Annotated in this window: 19 protein-coding genes and 1 pseudogene; 14 read left to right on the top strand and 6 right to left on the bottom strand. The window is 69.3% G+C overall.

What is annotated here, in order from left to right:
• The first annotated feature begins 10 nt into the window (after positions 1 to 10).
• From OG741_RS03760 to OG741_RS03710, 11 genes are all read left to right on the top strand, one after another.
• The gene (locus OG741_RS03760) at positions 11 to 1099 is read left to right on the top strand and encodes a hydrogenase expression protein HypE (protein WP_405595110.1); all 1089 of its coding nucleotides are present in this window, start codon (positions 11 to 13) and stop codon (positions 1097 to 1099) included.
• A gap of 98 nt (positions 1100 to 1197) precedes the next feature.
• On the top strand, positions 1198 to 2982 hold the full coding sequence (locus OG741_RS03755) for a nickel-dependent hydrogenase large subunit (RefSeq protein ID WP_405595107.1): 1785 nt from the start codon (positions 1198 to 1200) through the stop codon (positions 2980 to 2982).
• The gene (locus OG741_RS03750; protein ID WP_405595105.1) at positions 2979 to 3581 is read left to right on the top strand and encodes a hypothetical protein; all 603 of its coding nucleotides are present in this window, start codon (positions 2979 to 2981) and stop codon (positions 3579 to 3581) included. Before OG741_RS03755 ends, OG741_RS03750 begins: the two co-directional genes overlap by 4 nt.
• A gap of 68 nt (positions 3582 to 3649) precedes the next feature.
• Positions 3650 to 4255, top strand: coding sequence for a DUF5947 family protein (locus OG741_RS03745; RefSeq protein ID WP_405605367.1), 606 nt, complete (start codon positions 3650 to 3652; stop codon positions 4253 to 4255).
• Positions 4252 to 4950 carry a DUF6084 family protein gene (locus OG741_RS03740; RefSeq protein WP_405595103.1) on the top strand — a complete coding sequence of 233 codons (699 nt, stop codon included), beginning with the start codon at positions 4252 to 4254 and terminating at the stop codon, positions 4948 to 4950. The genes OG741_RS03745 and OG741_RS03740 overlap by 4 nt, the downstream gene beginning before the upstream one ends.
• The gene (locus tag OG741_RS03735) at positions 4947 to 6344 is read left to right on the top strand and encodes a hypothetical protein (protein ID WP_405595102.1); all 1398 of its coding nucleotides are present in this window, start codon (positions 4947 to 4949) and stop codon (positions 6342 to 6344) included. The genes OG741_RS03740 and OG741_RS03735 overlap by 4 nt, the downstream gene beginning before the upstream one ends.
• Positions 6341 to 6889: a hydrogenase maturation protease gene (locus tag OG741_RS03730; RefSeq protein WP_405595100.1), complete on the top strand. Its 549-nt coding sequence runs from the start codon at positions 6341 to 6343 to the stop codon at positions 6887 to 6889. Before OG741_RS03735 ends, OG741_RS03730 begins: the two co-directional genes overlap by 4 nt.
• A 10-nt stretch (positions 6890 to 6899) precedes the next feature.
• On the top strand, positions 6900 to 7007 hold the full coding sequence (locus tag OG741_RS03725) for a DUF6893 family small protein (protein ID WP_405595098.1): 108 nt from the start codon (positions 6900 to 6902) through the stop codon (positions 7005 to 7007).
• 993 nt (positions 7008 to 8000) lie between these two features.
• Positions 8001 to 8492: a sulfatase-like hydrolase/transferase gene (locus OG741_RS03720; RefSeq protein ID WP_405595096.1), complete on the top strand. Its 492-nt coding sequence runs from the start codon at positions 8001 to 8003 to the stop codon at positions 8490 to 8492.
• Positions 8493 to 8515: 23 nt separating this feature from the next.
• On the top strand, positions 8516 to 10234 hold the full coding sequence (locus OG741_RS03715) for a sulfatase-like hydrolase/transferase (RefSeq protein WP_405595094.1): 1719 nt from the start codon (positions 8516 to 8518) through the stop codon (positions 10232 to 10234).
• 258 nt (positions 10235 to 10492) lie between these two features.
• Entirely contained in the window at positions 10493 to 11806 is a 1314-nt protein-coding gene (locus OG741_RS03710) for a cation:proton antiporter (RefSeq protein WP_405595092.1), read from the top strand.
• Positions 11807 to 11849: 43 nt separating this feature from the next.
• On the opposite strand, the gene OG741_RS03705 is transcribed toward OG741_RS03710, so the two are convergent.
• The gene (locus OG741_RS03705; protein ID WP_405595090.1) at positions 11850 to 12143 is read right to left on the bottom strand and encodes a hypothetical protein; all 294 of its coding nucleotides are present in this window, start codon (positions 12141 to 12143) and stop codon (positions 11850 to 11852) included.
• Positions 12144 to 12334: 191 nt separating this feature from the next.
• Here OG741_RS03705 and OG741_RS03700 point away from each other — a divergent pair, with 191 nt between their 5' ends.
• Positions 12335 to 12481, top strand: coding sequence for a hypothetical protein (locus tag OG741_RS03700; RefSeq protein ID WP_405595088.1), 147 nt, complete (start codon positions 12335 to 12337; stop codon positions 12479 to 12481).
• A 49-nt stretch (positions 12482 to 12530) separates the two neighbouring features.
• Here the strand turns inward: OG741_RS03700 and OG741_RS03695 are convergent.
• Positions 12531 to 12725: pseudogene (locus OG741_RS03695) on the bottom strand (MFS transporter); the annotation flags it as partial.
• A gap of 49 nt (positions 12726 to 12774) precedes the next feature.
• Positions 12775 to 13896, bottom strand: a complete 1122-nt coding sequence (locus tag OG741_RS03690) for a PP2C family protein-serine/threonine phosphatase (RefSeq protein ID WP_405595086.1) — start codon at positions 13894 to 13896, stop codon at positions 12775 to 12777.
• A gap of 367 nt (positions 13897 to 14263) precedes the next feature.
• Between OG741_RS03690 and OG741_RS03685 the strand changes: the two genes are divergently transcribed.
• Together OG741_RS03685 and OG741_RS03680 are read left to right on the top strand one after the other, a co-directional pair.
• The gene (locus OG741_RS03685; RefSeq protein WP_405595083.1) at positions 14264 to 14428 is read left to right on the top strand and encodes a hypothetical protein; all 165 of its coding nucleotides are present in this window, start codon (positions 14264 to 14266) and stop codon (positions 14426 to 14428) included.
• Between the two features lie 801 nt (positions 14429 to 15229).
• Positions 15230 to 16756 carry an SDR family oxidoreductase gene (locus tag OG741_RS03680; RefSeq protein WP_405595081.1) on the top strand — a complete coding sequence of 509 codons (1527 nt, stop codon included), beginning with the start codon at positions 15230 to 15232 and terminating at the stop codon, positions 16754 to 16756.
• 26 nt (positions 16757 to 16782) lie between these two features.
• Here the strand turns inward: OG741_RS03680 and OG741_RS03675 are convergent, their stop codons facing one another.
• From OG741_RS03675 to OG741_RS03665, 3 genes are all read right to left on the bottom strand, one after another.
• Entirely contained in the window at positions 16783 to 17100 is a 318-nt protein-coding gene (locus OG741_RS03675) for an Asp23/Gls24 family envelope stress response protein (protein ID WP_405595079.1), read from the bottom strand.
• Positions 17101 to 17151: 51 nt separating this feature from the next.
• A complete protein-coding gene (locus tag OG741_RS03670; RefSeq protein WP_405595077.1) occupies positions 17152 to 17361 on the bottom strand; it encodes a hypothetical protein in 210 nt (69 codons plus the stop codon).
• A gap of 166 nt (positions 17362 to 17527) precedes the next feature.
• The gene (locus OG741_RS03665; protein WP_405595076.1) at positions 17528 to 18028 is read right to left on the bottom strand and encodes an Asp23/Gls24 family envelope stress response protein; all 501 of its coding nucleotides are present in this window, start codon (positions 18026 to 18028) and stop codon (positions 17528 to 17530) included.
• Positions 18029 to 18096: the final 68 nt, after the last annotated feature.

Here is an 18096-nt window from a genome sequence, read left to right as displayed (position 1 = left end):
GGGCATCCTGATGAATGCAGCCACGCCGACCGCGGCCCAGGACACGGACGCCGCCGGGGGACCTGCCGACGAAGCGTCCCCGATCCATATCCTCTGGATCAATGCCGGGCTGAGCTGCGACGGCGACTCGGTAGCCCTGACGGCGGCCATGCAGCCGAGTATCGAGGAGATCGTCACCGGAGCACTTCCCGGCCTGCCCAAGATCGCTGTCCACTGGCCCCTGATCGACTTCGAATGCGGTCCGGTCGGGGGAGCGGACACGTTCATCGAATGGTTCTTCAAAGGCGAGCGCGGCGAGATCGACCCGTTCGTCCTGGTGATCGAGGGATCGGTCCCCAATGAGTCGATCAAGCCGGAAGGCTACTGGTGCGGCTTCGGCGACAACCCCGAAACCGGCCAGCCGATCACCACCAGCGAATGGATCGACCGGCTCGCGCCCAAGGCGCTGGCTGTCGTCGCGATCGGAACCTGTGCCACCTACGGCGGGATCCACGCCATGGCGGGCAACCCGACCGGCGCGATGGGTGTGCCCGACTATCTGGGCTGGGACTGGAAGTCCAAGGCCGGTATCCCGATCGTGTGCGTGCCCGGCTGTCCGATCCAGCCCGACAACTTCGCCGAGACCCTGACCTACCTGCTCTACCAGGCGGCGGGCTCCGCTCCCATGATCCCGCTGGACGACAAGCTCCGGCCGACCTGGTTGTTCGGTGCCACCGTGCACGAGGGGTGCGATCGCGCGGGCTACTACGAACAGGGCCAGTTCGCCGAGACGTACGACTCACCCAAGTGCCTCGTCAAGCTCGGCTGCTGGGGCCCCGTCGTCAAGTGCAACGTGCCCAAGCGGGGCTGGATGAACGGGATCGGCGGCTGCCCCAACGTCGGAGGCATCTGCATCGCCTGCACGATGCCGGGATTCCCGGACAAGTTCATGCCGTTCATGGACGAACCGCCCGGCGCGAAGATCTCCAGCGCCGCCAGCGGGGTGTACGGCACGGTGATCCGCCGACTGCGGTCCATCACGGCCAAGACGGTCGACAAGGAGCCGAAGTGGCGCCACACGGGGGAGAAGCTGACCACCGGTTACCGGCGGCCCTGGTGATCCCCTGCCCCATCCGCATCAGACCTCCTCGCGCCGCATCCGAATGAGACCTCCCCGCGCGACCCAACTCCAGCTTGAAGAAGGGCACGGCACTCACGATGGCACCGACGACGAAGGCGGCCGGCGACGGCAGTGGCCTGATGGAAATGTCCTGGGATCCGATCACCCGGATCGTGGGCAGTCTCGGTATCCACACAAAGATCGACTTCAAGCAGAAGCGGGTCGCGGAGTGCTACAGCACCTCGTCCGTCTTCCGCGGCTACAGCGTCTTCATGCGCGGCAAGGACCCCCGGGACGCGCACTTCATCACCAGCCGGATCTGCGGGATCTGCGGCGACAACCACGCGACGTGTTCGGTGTACGCGCAGAACATGGCGTACGGCGTCAAGCCCCCGCATCTCGGTGAGTGGATCATCAACCTCGGCGAGTCCGCGGAGTACATGTTCGACCACAACATCTTCCAGGAGAACCTGGTCGGGGTCGACTACTGCGAAAAGATGGTCCGCGAGACCAACCCCAGCGTCCTCGAACTCGCCGAGCGCACCGAGGCGCCGCACGCGGGGGAGCACGGCTACCGCACCATCGCCGACATCATGCGGTCACTCAACCCCATCGAGGGCGAGTTCTACCGCGAAGCCCTCCAAGTGAGCCGCTACACCCGGGAGATGTTCTGTCTGATGGAGGGCCGCCATGTGCACCCCTCCACGCTCTACCCGGGCGGAGTCGGCACCGTCGCCTCCGTACAGCTCTTCACGGACTACCTCACCCGCCTCATGCGCTACGTGGAGTTCATGAAGCGCGTCGTCCCCCTGCACGACGACCTGTTCGACTTCTTCTACGAGGCCCTGCCCGGGTATGAGGAAGTCGGCCGCCGACGCGTGCTGCTCGGCTGCTGGGGAGCCCTCAACGACCCCGAGTACTGCGACTTCACCTACGCCAACATGACCAGTTGGGGACGGCGGATGTTCGTCACCCCCGGCGTCATCGTCGACGGCAAGCTCGTCACCAACGACCTCACCGAGATCAACCTCGGCATCCGCATCCTGCTGGGGAGCTCGTACTACGACGACTGGCAGGGCCAGGAGCAGTTCGTCACCCACGACCCGCTCGGCAACCCCGTCGACCCGCGCCACCCGTGGAACCAGCACACCATCCCGGCCCCGCAGAAGCGGGACTTCAACGACAAGTACAGCTGGGTGATGTCGCCGCGCTGGTTCGACGGCAAGGACTATCTGCCGCTGGACACCGGCGGCGGCCCGATCGCCCGCCTGTGGTCGACTGCGCTGTCCGGCCTCGTCGACGTCGGCTACGTCAAGGCCACCGGCAACAGCGTCGTCATCAACCTGCCGCGCACGATGACCAAGCCCGAGACCACCTTCGAGTGGAAGATCCCGCGCTGGAGCAACGCGCTGGAACGCAACCGCGCCCGCACCTACTTCCAGGCCTACGCCGCGGCCATCGCCCTGCACTGCGCCGAGAAGGGCCTGGAGGAAGTACGCGCCGGCCGCACCCAGACCTGGGAGAAGTTCGAGGTGCCGGACCAGTCCATCGGCGTCGGCTTCACCGAGGCCGTGCGCGGGGTCCTCTCCCACCACATGGTCATCCGGGACGGAAAGATCGCCAACTACCACCCGTACCCGCCCACTCCGTGGAACGCCAGCACGCGCGACACCTACGGCACACCCGGCCCGTACGAGGACGCCGTGCAGAACACGCCCATCTTCGAGGAGAACTCGCCGGAGAACTTCAAGGGCATCGACATCATGCGCGCGGTGCGCAGCTTCGACCCGTGCCTGCCCTGCGGCGTCCACATGTACGTCGGCGGCGGCAAGACCGTGAAGTCGATGCACGTGCCCACCGGCCTGAGCGGTCTTGCCGGATGAGCGCGGCAGCCCGCACCGCCGCCCCGCCGCAACACGGCGCCACCGGGGTCATGAACGCGGAGCAGGCAGGACGGCGCGTGGAACAGGTCCTCGACAAGCTGGCCGCCACCGGTGACGAGTCGGCACGTGCCATGGCCGAGGAACTGGTCGGGGTCCTGATGGACTTCTACGGCGCTTCTCTGGCCCGGATCGTCCGGCTGCTCGACGCCCCGGGCGCCGGCAGCCGTCTGTCCGGCCTGCTCGAAGACGAACTCGTCTCGAGCTTGCTCCTCCTGCATGACCTGCACCCCGAGGACACAGGCACGCGCATCGCCCGCGCTCTGGAAGCGGCCGGTGACACGGCCTGGGAGGTGGCGGGCTTCGACGACACCTCCGGAACGCTGCGCCTGCGGTCCGCGGGCGGTGGAGGCTGCGGATGCGCAGCCACGAGCGCGGCGGCACTACAGGCCGTGGAGAACGCTCTCACCTGCTTCGCGCCCGAGGTGACCGCCGTGGAAGTGGAGACGGGCGCCGCCGCCGGGGAGCCCGCTCTGCTCCAGATCGGAACCCCTCCCACCTCCCGCACCGGGCACGGACCGGCCGGGGCGAAGACGCGGTGAGCGCCTCTCGGCTCCAGCCGCAGCCTCCTGCCCCGTTTGCCGGTGAAGTGAGCGGTCTCCGCCGTTTTCTGACGGAGCGTCCAGTCCCACAGGCGAGTTGCGAACTGTGCGGAGCGGTGGTGGCCGAAGACAGCCACCGCCACCTGGTGGACACGGACAAGCGTGCACTTGCCTGCGCCTGCGTCTCGTGTGCCCTCCTGTTCGAGCGGCCCGGCGCCGCGGGCGGCCGCTTCCGGGCGGTCCCGGACCGCTATCTCGCCGACCCGGACCACCGCCTGGACGACAGCGCGTGGGACGTTCTGCAGATCCCGGTCGGTGTCGCCTTCTTCTTCCGCAACGCGGCGCTGAACCGCCTGGTGGCGCTCTACCCGAGTCCCGCAGGCGCGACCGAGAGTGAACTCGAACCCTCGGCATGGCAGACCGTGCTGGACAACAGTCGCCTGGCCGCGCTCCTCGAACCCGACGTGGAGGCGCTGCTGTTGCGCCGTACACAGGGCGGTAGCCGGCCCGAGTGCTACCTCGTCCCGATCGACATCTGTTACGAACTGGTGGGCCGCATGCGTCTGTTGTGGCAGGGCTTCGACGGCGGAGCCGAGGCCCGGGCCGACCTGGAGGCGTTCTTCGAGCAGGTCGGCCACCGCGCCAGGGCGCTGCAGGGGGAGGCCCGGCCATGACGGAGTTCGGCTTCACCTGTACGGGCGTACGGGCAGACCCGTACGCGGCCGGTCCGACGCTCGTCTTCAGGCTGCGCATCACCGCGTCCGACAACGCCCGCGTGCACGCCCTGGCCCTGCGCTGCCAGATCCGCATCGAGCCCGCGCGGCGCGGCTACGAGCCTGCGGAGGCCGATGGGCTCGCCGACCTCTTCGGTGACCGCTCGCGCTGGGGCAGCACGCTCCAGCCGGTTCAGTTCGCCCAGGTCTCGCACATGGTTCCCGGCTTCACGGGGGAGACGGAGACCGACCTCGCAGTGCCCTGCACGTACGACATGGATGTCGCCGCCACCCGGTACTTCAACGCCCTGGAGGCGGGCGAGGTGCCGCTGCTCATGCTGTTCTCCGGAACGGCATTCACGGGAGCGGGCGGCTTCCGTGTCGAGCCGGTGCCCTGGGACCGGGAGGCGGCCTTCCGTATGCCGGTCGAGGTGTGGCAGGAGATGGTCGAGCAGCACTTTCCCGGCTGCGGCTGGATCCGGCTGCCCCGCGACACCGTGGACGCACTGCTCGCGTTCCGGTCACAGCGGGCGCTGCCCTCCTGGGAGGCGGCCGTACGGGCCCTGCTGGCCGAGGCCGAAAGGCCGGGCCCCGCGCCGGGCCACGCCCTGGACCGTGCGCTGCTGCCACACGCGACGGGAAGGACGGCGCGGTGACGACAACTGCCTTCGCACCGGAGACGGAAGCCAGACTGGCCCATGCCCGGCAGGTGGCGGACGCGGTGCTGTTCGAGGGCTATGTGCTCTACCCGTACCGCGCCTCGGCCGCCAAGAATCGGCTGCGCTGGCAGTTCGGCGTGCTCGTGCCGCCCGCGTGGGGCGCCGAGAGCGAGGAGCACGACTTCCAGCACACCGAATGTCTGATGGAGCCGAAGGCGGGCGCGAGTCTCGCGGTCGAGGTGCGCTTCCTGCACGCCCAGCGGCGGACCGTGCAACAAGCCCTGCTGGACGGCGGCTTCGAGACGGTGCCCGAACTCCCCTTGGAGGACCGCGTCCTGGTGCCCTGGGACGAGGGCGTCGAAGAACGAGTCGAAGTGCTCGCCCCGGTGGAGGGGCTGACCGGAGACGGCGTCACGGTCCCCTTCACCCGCCCGGCCCGCGAAGAGACCGAGCCCGTCCTGGACGCGGGCGGGCAGACGGTCGGACGGCTCATTCGCCGGTGCGAGGAGATCAGCGGCGTCCTGCGGCTGTCCGCGCGTGAACTCGACGGGCCCTACCGGGTGATGTGCCTGACCGCCGTCGTGGAGAACACCAGCACCTGGAGCCCGCCGGACGGCTCGGCCGACCGGGACGCCGCGCTGGCGTACTCGCTGGTGGCCGCGCATCTTCTGATGGGCCTCAGCGCCGGGTCGTTCCTGTCGATGACGGATCCGCCCGAGTGGGCCAAGGGCGCGATCGCCTCCTGCCGCAACCTGCACACCTGGCCGGTCCTGGCCGGGGAACCCGGCCGCGCGGACCTGGTGCTGTCCTCCCCGATCATTCTCGAGGACCACCCCGCCATCGCCCCGGAGAGTCCAGGGACCCTCTACGACGCCACCGAGATCGACGAGATCCTCGCGCTGCGCACGGCGGCCCTCACCGACGAGGAGAAGCGCGAGGCCCGCGGCACCGACGAACGAGCCGCCGCGGTGATCGACCTGGCCGACTCGATGCCCCCCGAAGTCCTTGAGCGCCTGCACGGCGCCGTGCGTTCGCTGCGGGAGGTGACCGGACCCGACATGGCGGACGAGGTACGGCGGCCGGACACGCCGTGGTGGGACCCGGCAAGCGACTCCGGCTTCGACCCGGCACACGACCGGGTCCTCGTCGACGGCCGGCCGCTGGGCGCCGGGAGCCGCGTACAGCTGCGCCCGGGCCGGCGCCGAACCGACGCACAGGACCTCTTCCTGCATGGCCGCAGCGCCAGGGTCGAGGCGGTGCTGCACGACGTGGACGGGGCTGTGCACCTGGCGGTGACCGTCGAGGGCGATCCGGGAGCCGACATCCGCCGCGAGCAGGGCCGCTTCCTGTACTTCCAGCCCGACGAGGTCGTCCCCCTGGAGGACGGATGAAACGGCCACCGGACAACAGCGCACGGACTCTGGTCGCCGGGGTCGGCAACATCTTCCTCGGCGACGACGGCTTCGGCGTCGAGACCGTACGCAGGCTGGCCGCGGAACAGCTGCCGGACCACGCGGAGGTCGTGGACATCGGCGTACGGGGCGTACACCTGGCGTATCAACTCCTCGACGGCTACGACACCCTCGTCCTGGTCGACGCGACGGCACGCGGCGGCGCCCCCGGCACGGTCTACCTGATCGAAGCCGAGCGCGCGGGCGACGTCGAGCCCCAGGGCGCACTGTTGGACGGCCATCGGATGTCCCCCGACGCGGTCCTGGCCCTCCTGGAAACCCTCTGCGCGGGCACCGGCGCCCGGCCACCGCGGCGCACCCTCGTCGTCGGCTGCGAACCCGCGAGCGTGGAGGAAGGCATCGGCCTCAGCCCGGCGGTGGCTGCCGCGGTGCCGGAGGCCGTAGGGCTGATCCTGGGCGTGCTACGGGACGGCGAGCAGGAATCGTCCGCGCGACCGGCTGCGGTCGGCGAGGCCGCGAAGTGAGGAGACAAGAATGAAGAAGACAATCATCGGCGGCGCGGCCGCCGCGGCTGCGCTGGTGGCCGCTGTCAGGCAGTTGCTGCCGGATCTCGCGCGGTACCTGCGTATCCGCAGGATGTGAGCGACGGAGTCACGATCCGTCGGCCGTGGGTTCGAGTCCCACCCGCCCCACTTGAAGCATGCCCTGACCTGCGGAAACGTTCCTCGCGAGGACGGTCGGAACTGCGAATTCGGGACGCTGGCAGGACGCGGGTACCGGGAAGTGTCCACGAGGGGTCCGAGTACAACGGCTTGCTGGGCGTACGGTCCACCGCGTGGTGGTGCCGCGGACGCCTGAGGTTGTGGATCACCTTCCGGCTGGCGCGAGCCGCGGCAGACGACCCTGCGGCGACGGAGCCGTGATGTGGGGACAGCGTGGGGCCTCGGTAATTGGAACGTGTCCGCGAGGGGTCTGCGCTCTGGTCGGGTGCTGCATGCGGGTTGAGGAGTTCGACGTTGTGATCGTCTTCGGTCGCCGGGGTTCATCCGGCCACAGGTCGCGTTCACCACGCTCATTGCGTCGAGACGTTCACGCCGGGCGGTGGCCTCGGTCCCGACCCCCACCTTCACGGCCTGGCGACCACCGGCTGGGCGAAGTTCGACGAACTCGAAGGCTGGGCCGCGCCCACCCCCGGCTGGAACGCCGTCCTGGACGTGGCCCGGCAACCTTCTCACCATGGCCGGTCCCGGCGGCGTGCTGTTCTACTCCGGCACCCTGGGCAGCGAACCGCACGAAGTCCGGCGCCCGCCACTGCGCCGGGTCCGCCGCGGTCCCCATGCTCGTTCGCAGCGAGGACCGGATACCGCGCCCGGTCGCCGTGGTGATGGCGGCGGCCTAGCGTGGAAGTGCCCGGGTCGCACCCCCCGCCGACTGCCGACGACAGGGCCTCCCTGTCCGGCCGTCCGAGCGGGATCCCATGTCGGCGACAGGGCTCTGTTGTGACAGCCGCATGCACAGACATCGTGGAGTGAGTACAGGCCGGGGCAGCGGTTCCCTGGCGTGATCGGGCGGACGACTGACGAGTCGAGTCCGGCATGGCCGCAGCCGGTGCGGGCGGTGCCGGGTGCACCGAACGTGCTGTTCATCGTTTTCGATGACACGGGGTTCGGGCAGTTGGGCTGCTACGGCAGTCCGATCGAGACGCCGAATCTGGACGCGCTGGCCGCGGGTGGGCTTCTCTACAACAACATGCACACCACTGCGCTGTGCTCGCCATCGCGCTCCTGCATCATCACGGGCCGCAACCACCACGCCAACGGCATGGCGGCGATCACGGAGCTGGCGACTGGCTATCCGGGCTACGACGGCCAGATCCCGTTCGAGAACGGGTTCCTGTCGGAGATGCTGCTGCAGCACGGCTACAACACGTGCATGGTCGGCAAGTGGCACCTGATGCCCTCGGAGCAGGAGTCCGCGGCGGGCCCGTACGACCGGTGGCCGCTGGGGCGGGGCTTCGAGCGGTTCTACGGGTTCCTGGGCGGCGACACGAGCCAGTGGTATCCGGACCTGGTGTACGACAACCACCAGGTCGAGCCGCCGACGCGCCGGAGGAGGGCTACCACCTGACGGAGGACCTGGTCGAGCGGGCGATGTCGTTCATCGCTGACGCCAAGCAGGTCGCCCCGGACAAGCCGTTCTTCCTGAACCTGTGCCCCGGCGCCACTCACGCCCCGCACCATGTGCCGACGGAGTGGGCGGACCGCTACCGGGGACGGTTCGACGACGGATGGGACGCCTACCGCGAGCAGACCTTCGCCCGGCAGAAGCAGCTCGGCGTGGTGCCCGCGGACGCGCAGATGTCCCCGCGCGATCCGGACGTGCCCGCATGGGAGTCGCTCGCGCCGGACGCGCGGCGTCTGGCCGCGCGGATGATGGAGGTCTACGCCGGGTTCCTCTCCCACACCGACCACCACATCGGGCGGCTGCTGGACTTCCTGAAGGAGACCGGCGAGTTCGCCAACACGCTGATCATGGTGGTCTCCGACAACGGGGCGAGCGCCGAGGGCGGAGTGACCGGCACCACCAACGAGATGCAGTTCTTCAACAACGCGCCCGAGACGCTGGAGGAGAGCCTGGCCCGGATCGACGAGCTCGGCGGTCCGGCCACGTTCAACCACTACCCGTGGGGCTGGACGTGGGCGGGCAACACCCCCTTCCGGCGGTGGAAGCGGGAGACCTACCGCGGCGGCGTCAGCGACCCGTTCCTCGTCCACTGGCCCGACGGCATCAGGGCCCGCGGTGAGATCCGCGACCAGTTCGCGCACATCATCGACATGGTTCCCACCGTCCTGGACGTGCTCGGCATCGAGGCTCCCGCGACCATCCGGGGTGTCACACAGGCGCCCCTGCACGGGGTCAGCTTCGCGCACACCTTCAACGACGCCGCCGCGGCGAGCCGCCACCGCACCCAGTACTACGAGATGCTCGGGCACCGGGCGATCGACCACGACGGATGGCGGGCAGTCTGCCCCTGGCCCGGCCCCTCCTTCGAGGAGGCCAAGCGGCCGTTCGGCACCCCGATCACGATGGCGGACCTCGACGATCTCGACGCCCACCACTGGGAGCTGTACCACGTCGACGAGGACATCGCCGAGACCCAGAACCTCGCCCAGGAGCACCGCAGCAAGCTCATCGAGATGATCGCCCTGTGGTACGTGGAGGCCGGCAAGTACAACGTGCTGCCGATCGACGGCAGCGTCCTGCAGCGCATCATGACCGAGCGCCCGCAGATCACCGAGGCCCGCACCACCTACACCCTCCGTCCCGGCACCCAGACCCTGCCCGCCGCAGTCGCGCCCCGGGTCCTCAACCGCCCGCACAGCATCACCGCCGACGTCGAGATCCCGCCCGGCGGCGCGCAGGGCGTCCTGCTCTGCCAGGGCACCACCGCCGGAGGCTGGTCCCTCTACATCAAGGACAATCACCTCCACTACGCCCACAACTACGTCCAACGGGCCCTGCACCACGTCGCCTCCAGCGAGACCCTGCCCGAGGGACGCCACGCGCTGCGCTTCGAGTTCGAGCCAACCGGCGCCCCGGACATGGCCCACGGCAAGGGCGCACCCGGCCGGGCCCAGCTGTACATCGACGGCCGCCTCGTCGGCGAGGCCGACATGCCGCTGACCACCCCGATCGCATTCAACCCGGGCGGCATGGCTTGCGGCGCCAACCCCGGTTCTGCCGTCACCCCCGACTACCAGGCGCCGTTCCGCTTCACCGGCACCCTCCACCGCGTCACCGTCGACCTGTCCGGCGATCTGATCGTCGACGCCGAGAGCGAGATGCGCATGCACATGGCCCGCCAGTAGCCGTCCGTTCGGCCGGGCTGCTCAGCCGGTGCGGTCCAGCCCCAGCCGCTGGCCAGCCTGGAGCGACTACGCCCCGCCGTTCCACTGCCTGGGCGGCACCACCCGGCGTGTCCTCGTCGGCGTCAGCGGGCAGCCCTGCGCCGACCTGTAGAAGGAGGCCACCGGGGCGTTCATGCGGAACCAGCGGGGCAGCCGCAGCGGCGCAGGAGTCGACAATCTGCCGGGAGCGTCCGGCGGGTGGATCCGGAGGGCCAGAACATGAGCAGTGGCGCCTGGACCGGTGTGGCGGTGGCGGGCGTCGCTGCCGCGTACGCATTGGGCTCGCGACGGCTGTCCTCGACGCCGCTGTCGTCGGCGATCGTGTTCGTCGGCTCGGGGATCCTCCTCGGACCGGCCGTGCTCGACCTCGTCGACCTGGAGCGCGACCCCGCCCCGATCGTCGCGCTTCTCGAAGCCGCCCTGACGCTCGTCCTGTTCACCGATGCCATGACGATCCGCAGACGGGACCTGCGGACCGGGGGCTTTCTGCCCGGCCGTCTGCTGGGCATCGGACTGCCGCTGAGCATCGGGGCGGGCTGGCTGCTTGCCTGGCCTCTGCTGCCGGGGCTGACGGTTTGGGAACTCGCACTCGTCGGCGCCATCCTCGCCCCCACCGACGCCGCCCTTGGAAAGACCGCCATCTCCCATCCCCGCGTCCCGGCGCTCGTACGTCACGGGCTGAACGTCGAAAGCGGCCTGAACGACGGCATGGTGCTGCCCTTCTTCGTCCTGTTCCTGGCAGCCATCCCGGGCACGCACTATGCGGAAGAGGGCGTGGCGGGTGTCTTCTGGCGCGCCCTGGTGCTGAGCACCGCGCTGGGTCTGCTGGTCGGTGGCCTCGGCGGCCGGCTGCTGCAATGGTCCCGGGCCAGGGGATGGGTCACGCGGGAGTGGCGGCAGGTCTGCCTGCTGGCTGTCGCGGTCGCGTCGTACGAACTCGCCGTCGTGACGGACGGCAGCGGCTTCATCGCCGCCTGGGTCGCCGGATTCGCCTTCGGGTTCGTCCTGCGCCGTCACCGGACCGGCCACAAGCAGGAAGACCCGGACCGCACAGCCGAGTTCGCCGAGAATCTCGGAGGACTCCTCGCGTCGATCAGCCTGCTGGTCTTCGGCGCGGTCCTGCTCGGCCCTGCGCTGGAGCACCTGAGCTGGCGGATCATCCTGTACGCGGTGCTCAGTCTTACCGTCGTCAGGATGCTGCCGGTGGCCCTCTCGCTCGCCGGGAGCAGGCTGCGTCCCCCCACGGTGGCGTATATCGGGTGGTTCGGGCCACGCGGTCTCGCGTCCGTCGTGCTGGCGCTGCTCGTGGTCGAGGAACACGTCCCCGGGGTGGAACTGCTGGGCAGGGTGGTCGCGATCACCGTCGGCCTCAGCGTCCTCCTGCACGGCGTCTCGGCCGTGGCCCTCGCCGACCGGTACGGCCGCTGGTACGAGAAGACCGCGGCCACCACCCGCGACCTGCGCGAGAGCACACCCGTACCCGAGAGCCCCGCGCGCCGCAGGCTCGGTCCCCCGGACCCGCCCGAGAGGTGAGGCAGCGCCCCAGGGCTCGCTGCATCACGGCATTGCGCGTGGCTCAGCCGTCTCCGTCCAGCAGCCAGCGCAACTCGATCTCAAGCCATTGGCTCTCGTGACGCCACGTGTCCAGGGCGGTCACCAGCTGGCGGCTCACGGCGTCGGCTGTCAGCGAGCGCCACCGGCAGCCGGTAAGAAAGTCGACGAGTACTCCGATCCGCTCGTCGTGGCGGGCCACCGGCGCCGCGTCGGCCGCTCCGTGTCCGTCGATCGCGACGATCGCGCGACGGCTGACCATCTCGGGGGTGAGCCTCCGCCACGCGTACGGGCTCAGCGCCTCGCTCACTGCGCGCACGCGCGCATCGCTCAAGGAAGCCGGCCGCACCATCGGAAAAGCCCTCCGCAATGTCTGGGGACGCTCCCCGTCAATGGCCACGTCACCAGTCGGCACTGGGCTGCCCGGGCCCTGCATCGTGGGGAGCGGCATGTTGCGCAGAGCGTAAAGGCCACACCAGGGCACGTCCAGCTCTACATCGGCCGCCACCGTTGCGGCACCCGGCAGTAAGGGGCGTCCCGAGCGTCGCCACCAACAACCTGTTTGAGTTCGATCTCACCGGATGGGGCTGGATCCATCTGATCATGGGCGAAGTCATCACTCTCGCCGGTTTCGCCCTGTTCCAGGGCGCCACGTGAGCGAGGGGCTTCGGCGTGGGGCTGGCTGGCCTGGCCATGTGCGCTCTGCTTCTTCCGGCACTGCGGACACGCTGACCGACCCGAGCTGGGACGCCAGCGCGCGCATGCCGAGCCCGATCAACAGGAAGGGGATGGTGGCGATTTCCGCGCCGACGTCTGCGTCGAGCGCGGCCATCAGGGCCACCGCGCCCGCGAGCAACGCGAGGATCCCGAGCCGCACGACCCGCCGCGGCGAGACGTCCGGGAAACAGTGGCCGGCCGACCGGCGAGTCCCACCTACGGCTTCCAGCCACCTACGCGGGGTGCTCCTGGGCCCGGGTGTTCGGGCACCGCACGGCGACGAGGGCCGCGATGTCGTCGTCGAGCCTTCCGCCGCTGTAGTGGAGCAGGTCCCGGTGAAGCCGGTCGAGCAGTTCGCGGGGCGGCGCCGGGCCTTGCCGCCGCATCCAGTCGGGCAGGGGGAAGAACTCGCCGGTGCGGTCCCGGGTCTCCGTTACGCCGTCGGTGTAGAGCAGCAGCTGGTCGCCCAGGGCGAAGGCGACGGTGTCGACGCAGTAGCGGTCTCCGATGAGCGTCGCGAGGTTGAGGGGCGGCGAGGGGGCGGTGGGCTCCAGGACGCGGATCTCCCCGCGATGCACGAGCAGCGGCGGGGGGTGCCCGCAGTTGAGGAGTCTGACGTGGCCGCCGCCGTGCGGGATCTCGGCGAGAAGAGCGGTGGCAAAGTGCTCCGGCAGGTCCTGGGCGGGGAACGTGGCGCTGTGGCGGGTGATGCTGGTCTCCAGGCGATGGATGATGCCCCTCAGGTCTGGCTCGTCGTACGCGGCCTCCCTGAAGCTGCTGACCACCGCCGCGGCCGCTCCGACCGCGGGCAGGCCCTTGCCGCGTACGTCGCCGATGAGCAGCCGGACCCCGTACGGTGTGTCGGCCGCCTCATAGAAGTCCCCGCCGATCCGGGCCTGCTCTTGGGCCGCCAGATACAGCGACTCGATCTCGATGTCCGCGACGAGGTGCGGCAGGGGGCGTAGCAGCACCTTCTGGGCTGCGTCGGCGACGAGTCGGACGTGGAAGAGTGTCTCCTCCCGCTGGAGTCGGACATGGCTTGCGTATGCGGCCGCCAAGGTGACCGCGACGATCGCAGCCACCGTGTATGGCGTCCCCAGGTCGGTGTAGACGAAGCTGAGGCCGATCATGACCAGCAGGCAGAACGTCCCCAGCAGGATCGTGGGGAGCACAGGCCACATCGCGGCGGCGAGGGCGGGTGCGGCGGGCAGGAGGCGACTGATGGCGATCTCCCTCGGTGTGGAGAACGCCAGGGCGGCGATGAGGACGGTAAGGATCACCGGTGACAGCAGGGCAGGGTCCCACCGGCCGCCGTAGGGAGGACGACGGCGCCGCAGCCGCCCGGGCGTGATCACAATGTGCATCATATCGGGGCGAAGTAGGCCTTTATGTACTCCGAGGTCCGAGCGGCTGGGCTTCGACGTCGGCGATGCGCTTCTTGGCGAATCGGTCCGCAGGAAGCCGTCCGACTCCTCGCCCGCCGCATCCGCGCCCCTCAACGCCACGTGACGAAGAGGCTTTCTATGCTCGGTAAAGCAGAACGTGAGCGGGTACAGACCGCTCCAGCGAGTGATCCGGACACCTTCGACGTGGTCAGTAAAGGCCAGGATCCGGCGCTGTGTCTCGGTGGCTGGCCAGTCGCGTCGGGGCGTGTGGAGGTGACCTCGCACGTGAGTACGTCTACGGATAGCCTGGCGCCGCCGCGATCAACAGGATGGCTTCATGAGTGAGCTCGAGCGTTATCCCCAAGTCCCTGCGGGACCCGCCCGCACCCATCGGCCCGTCCGCAAGGTGATGAAGGCCGTCCTCATCGTGGCGGCCGTAGCGGCTGCGGTCCTGCTGCTCTACTTGGCTCTCTTCATCGGCATCTTCGCCATGGCAAGTTGATCGTTGCACCACCGGCTGCTGATCGAGTGGCTGCCCGACGGCAAGGAGACCGCTGCGGACATTCCCCGCTCTCCAGCCGAAACGACCCATCAGGCCAACAACGCTTCGGGCTGATCGCTGCGGCATCGCCCTCACCTCAAGGCACGCATGGGAGCAAAGCCAGGCTCCCGCTGGCGGCGGCGGCAGGTATGGCCTACCACTCGACACCGTGGCCAGCTATGAGTCGACGTCCGCACATAACTTCGGCTGATGCCCGCCTCGGCGGCCGGCCCGGGCGCCGAGAGGCCGTACGCCTTGCTCGTGGAAGCCCTCGCCTGCACCGGAAAACCGCCGGCCAACTCTCGGACGCATGGTCAACAGGAACCGAACTCGGCTTCGTGGCCTGCTCCGGAGCGAAAACCTGGAACGTCCCCGGGAGCGTGAGGTATCCCGATGGTGGGGGCTGACGGCTGAGGAGCGGGCCCGTCGTGAGCGAGTGCGGTTCGCTGCTGCTGAGGAGGCACGGCCCGCGCAGCGCGATGAGCGGCCGACGTCTCTGACCTGCGCTGATGCAAGCGATCAAGGCTGCGGTTGGCTTATGCGGCGGCGCTGTCGGGCTCGATGCAAGATCGAGGGGACGTACAGGGACGCGGGTGTCGGCAGACGGCGCAGAGCCGCATTCCAGAGACCCTCCGCTCAGCCGACACGTCCCGGTCCCGAGCGCCTACGGAGGGCGGCACCACATCCGCGCTGCCTCACGAGCGAAATCCGTCGACAGAGGCGAGAGTGGCATTGACGTACCCTCGCGGATCGGAGGCTTCCATGAGCGGCCGGGACACGCGAAGCCTGCACTGTCTGGTGACGGGCGCGACGGGGTACATCGGAGGCCGGCTGGTCCCCGAATTGCTGGACGCCGGGTACCGCGTACGGTGCATGGCCCGGTCTCCGGACAAGCTTCGCGACCACCCGTGGGCAAGGCATGCCGAGGCGGTTCGCGGGGATGTGACCGATCCTGATTCGGTCGGGTGCGCTCTGCGCGGTATCGATGTCGCCTACTACCTCGTGCATGCCCTGCGGGCCGGAGACGACTTCGAGGAGACCGACCGGAAGGCCGCCCAGGTGTTTGCCGAGCGGGCCCGCGCTGCGGGCGTACGGCGCATCGTCTACCTGGGCGGGCTGACCCCGGCCGATGTGCCGGAAAGCGGACTGTCGCCCCATCTGCGGTCCCGCGCCGAGGTCGGCGAGATCTTCCTTCGCTCGGCTGTGCCGGCGACCGTGCTCCGCGCCGCGGTCATCATCGGCTCCGGTTCGGCGTCCTTCGAGATGCTGCGCTACCTCACCGAGCGCCTGCCGGTCATGGTCACCCCGAGCTGGATCAGCACCCGCATCCAGCCGATCGGTGTCCGGGACGTGCTGCGGTATCTGGTGGGTAGTGCACGGATGCCCGACGAGGTGAACCGCGCGTTCGACCTCGGCGGGCCCGACATCATGACATACGAGCAGATGATGCAGCGGTACGCGGTTGTGGCCCGCCTGCCCCACCGCTTCATCCTGCGTGTACCGATGCTGACGCCCCGTCTCTCCGGCCTATGGATCGGCCTGATTACTCCCGTTCCCCCCTCCCTCGCGCGGCCGCTGGTCGAGTCGCTGCGGCACGAGGTCATCTGCGGCGAGCACGAGATCGCCCGGTACGTACCCGATCCGCCTGGTGCACCGATCGGCTTCGACCAGGCGCTCACCCTGGCCCTTCGGCGCGTACGCGACGCTCAGGTCGCCACCCGCTGGTCCTCCGCCTCGCTGCCCGGCGCTCCGAGCGATCCACTGCCCTCGGACCCGGACTGGGCCGGAGGCAGTCTCTACGTCGACCGCCGCGCGCTCGCTGTCGACGCCTCACCGAACGCACTGTGGCAGGTCATCGAGGGGATCGGCGGTGACAACGGCTGGTACTCCTTCCCGCTCGCCTGGGCCGTACGAGGCTGGCTCGACCGGCTGGCCGGAGGCACCGGACTCCGCCGTGGCCGCCGGGACGCGGCACGGCTCCGGGTCGGGGACTCGCTGGACTTCTGGCGCGTGGAGGAGATCGAACCGGGCAGGCTGCTGCGGTTGCGTGCAGAGATGCGCCTGCCGGGGCTCGCCTGGCTGGAGATGAACTGCGACCAGGACGAACAAGGCCGGGCGCGCTACCGGCAGCGGGCGCTGTTCCACCCGCACGGTCTGCTCGGGCATGTCTACTGGTGGAGCGTGTCGCCGTTCCATGCGGTCGTGTTCGGCGGTATGGCCCGCAACATCGCGCAGGCCGCAATCCAAGCGGACGCCGCTCATGACGGCCACGGCACGAATCCGGGCTGACTCACCCGTGCGACGGGGTCGGCGTTTCATTGGACTGTCTTGGTGCAGGAGTCCTGAGCGTGCAGCGAAGTTACGGTGATGTCGACGCGGGCCACGGTCAGGCCGGTGAATTCCGCGACGCGGCGCTGCATGTGTGTACGGGCGTCCAGAGTGGCATGGGCGACGGATTGCGGATAGGCGACCGACAGCCGAACGTCGAGAGCGGCTGCACCGTCGCTGACTCTTGCGGTGACACCGACGGAGCCGTCGGCGTGTTCGCCGGTGACGGCGACGCCGAGCATCCGGCCGGCCGTTCCGCCGATGTGCTCGACTTCGGTCAACGCCCGCGCGGCGATGCGTTCCACGTGCGGTCGGAGATCGTTGTACTGCCTCGCTGCGCCGCGCCGGTCTCGGCCTCACCCGGCATGGTGATCGCGCTGTCCATGGAAGTCGCCCCTGTCACGGCCGGTGAGCCGGGCGAGGTCGAGTCTGCCATCGAGGTAGCGCCCCACCAGCAACCCGACCGTCCCGAGAACGAGGACGACGAGGAAGGCGTCGAAACCGCCGAACGCGGCGGCGAGGCCGAGTACGAGACCTGTCAGCAGCCCAATCTGAGTGGACGTCATGTCAATTCTCCTTGGTGCCGTACGTTGTCCTTGCGGTGGTCGTGCGGCGATGAGTCGGGGCGCGCGAGGTCGCACAGATGGCCCTTTCGCTGCACGGAGCTCGTGGTGAGGCACCCTGCGCACCGTGGTGATGCTCGGCGTCCTGCGGCGCGGGGCGTATGGACGGCTACTGGACGCGGTCGCTGGTGCCCAGGTCGTCGCCGTCACTGCCGTCGCCGGGGATGTGTACGTCATTGACGTTGATGTTGACCTCGACGACTTCCAGGCCGGTCATCTGCTCGACGGTGTCGATGACGTTGTTGCGGACGTTCTTGGTCAGCTCGGGTATGGACGAGCCGTACTCGACTACCATCTGCAGATCCACGGCTGTCTGCTTCTGACCGACCTCGACGGAGACGCCCTGTCCGGCGCTGGCGGAGGCTCCGGGGATCCGCCCCTTGACTGCGCCGAACGCCCGTGAGGCTCCGCCGCCCAGGTCGAATACACCGGGCACCTCGCGGGCGGCGACCCCGGCGATCTTCTGGACCACGACGTCGGCGATGCTGGTGGAGCCCTGCCCGGATGCTAGTGCCGGGGAAGCTGCCGTTGTGCTGGTGGCACTCTGGTCTGCGTCACCGGCGGCGAATGTCGAGTGCGGGGCAATATTCGTGGTGGCCGGGTTCGTCATGGTGCTCTCCTCGGGTTTCTGGCTCTGGACGAGGCGGAGCGCGCTCGTCACACCAGAAGGACCCGCTG

Source organism: Streptomyces sp. NBC_01410, assembly GCF_045040195.1.
GTDB lineage: Bacteria > Actinomycetota > Actinomycetes > Streptomycetales > Streptomycetaceae > Streptomyces.
This window is presented reverse-complemented; position numbering and strand designations above follow the sequence as displayed.

Coding starts and splice junctions, on each gene's coding strand:
- OG741_RS03760 (WP_405595110.1), top strand. CDS start 11: ATGAATGCAGCCACGCCGACCGCGGCCCAGGACACGGACGCCGCCGGG.
- OG741_RS03755 (WP_405595107.1), top strand. CDS start 1,198: ATGGCACCGACGACGAAGGCGGCCGGCGACGGCAGTGGCCTGATGGAA.
- OG741_RS03750 (WP_405595105.1), top strand. CDS start 2,979: ATGAGCGCGGCAGCCCGCACCGCCGCCCCGCCGCAACACGGCGCCACC.
- OG741_RS03740 (WP_405595103.1), top strand. CDS start 4,252: ATGACGGAGTTCGGCTTCACCTGTACGGGCGTACGGGCAGACCCGTAC.
- OG741_RS03730 (WP_405595100.1), top strand. CDS start 6,341: ATGAAACGGCCACCGGACAACAGCGCACGGACTCTGGTCGCCGGGGTC.
- OG741_RS03725 (WP_405595098.1), top strand. CDS start 6,900: ATGAAGAAGACAATCATCGGCGGCGCGGCCGCCGCGGCTGCGCTGGTG.
- OG741_RS03715 (WP_405595094.1), top strand. CDS start 8,516: ATGTCGTTCATCGCTGACGCCAAGCAGGTCGCCCCGGACAAGCCGTTC.
- OG741_RS03710 (WP_405595092.1), top strand. CDS start 10,493: ATGAGCAGTGGCGCCTGGACCGGTGTGGCGGTGGCGGGCGTCGCTGCC.
- OG741_RS03685 (WP_405595083.1), top strand. CDS start 14,264: ATGAGTGAGCTCGAGCGTTATCCCCAAGTCCCTGCGGGACCCGCCCGC.
- OG741_RS03680 (WP_405595081.1), top strand. CDS start 15,230: ATGAGCGGCCGGGACACGCGAAGCCTGCACTGTCTGGTGACGGGCGCG.
- OG741_RS03670 (WP_405595077.1), bottom strand. CDS start 17,361: ATGACGTCCACTCAGATTGGGCTGCTGACAGGTCTCGTACTCGGCCTC.
- OG741_RS03665 (WP_405595076.1), bottom strand. CDS start 18,028: ATGACGAACCCGGCCACCACGAATATTGCCCCGCACTCGACATTCGCC.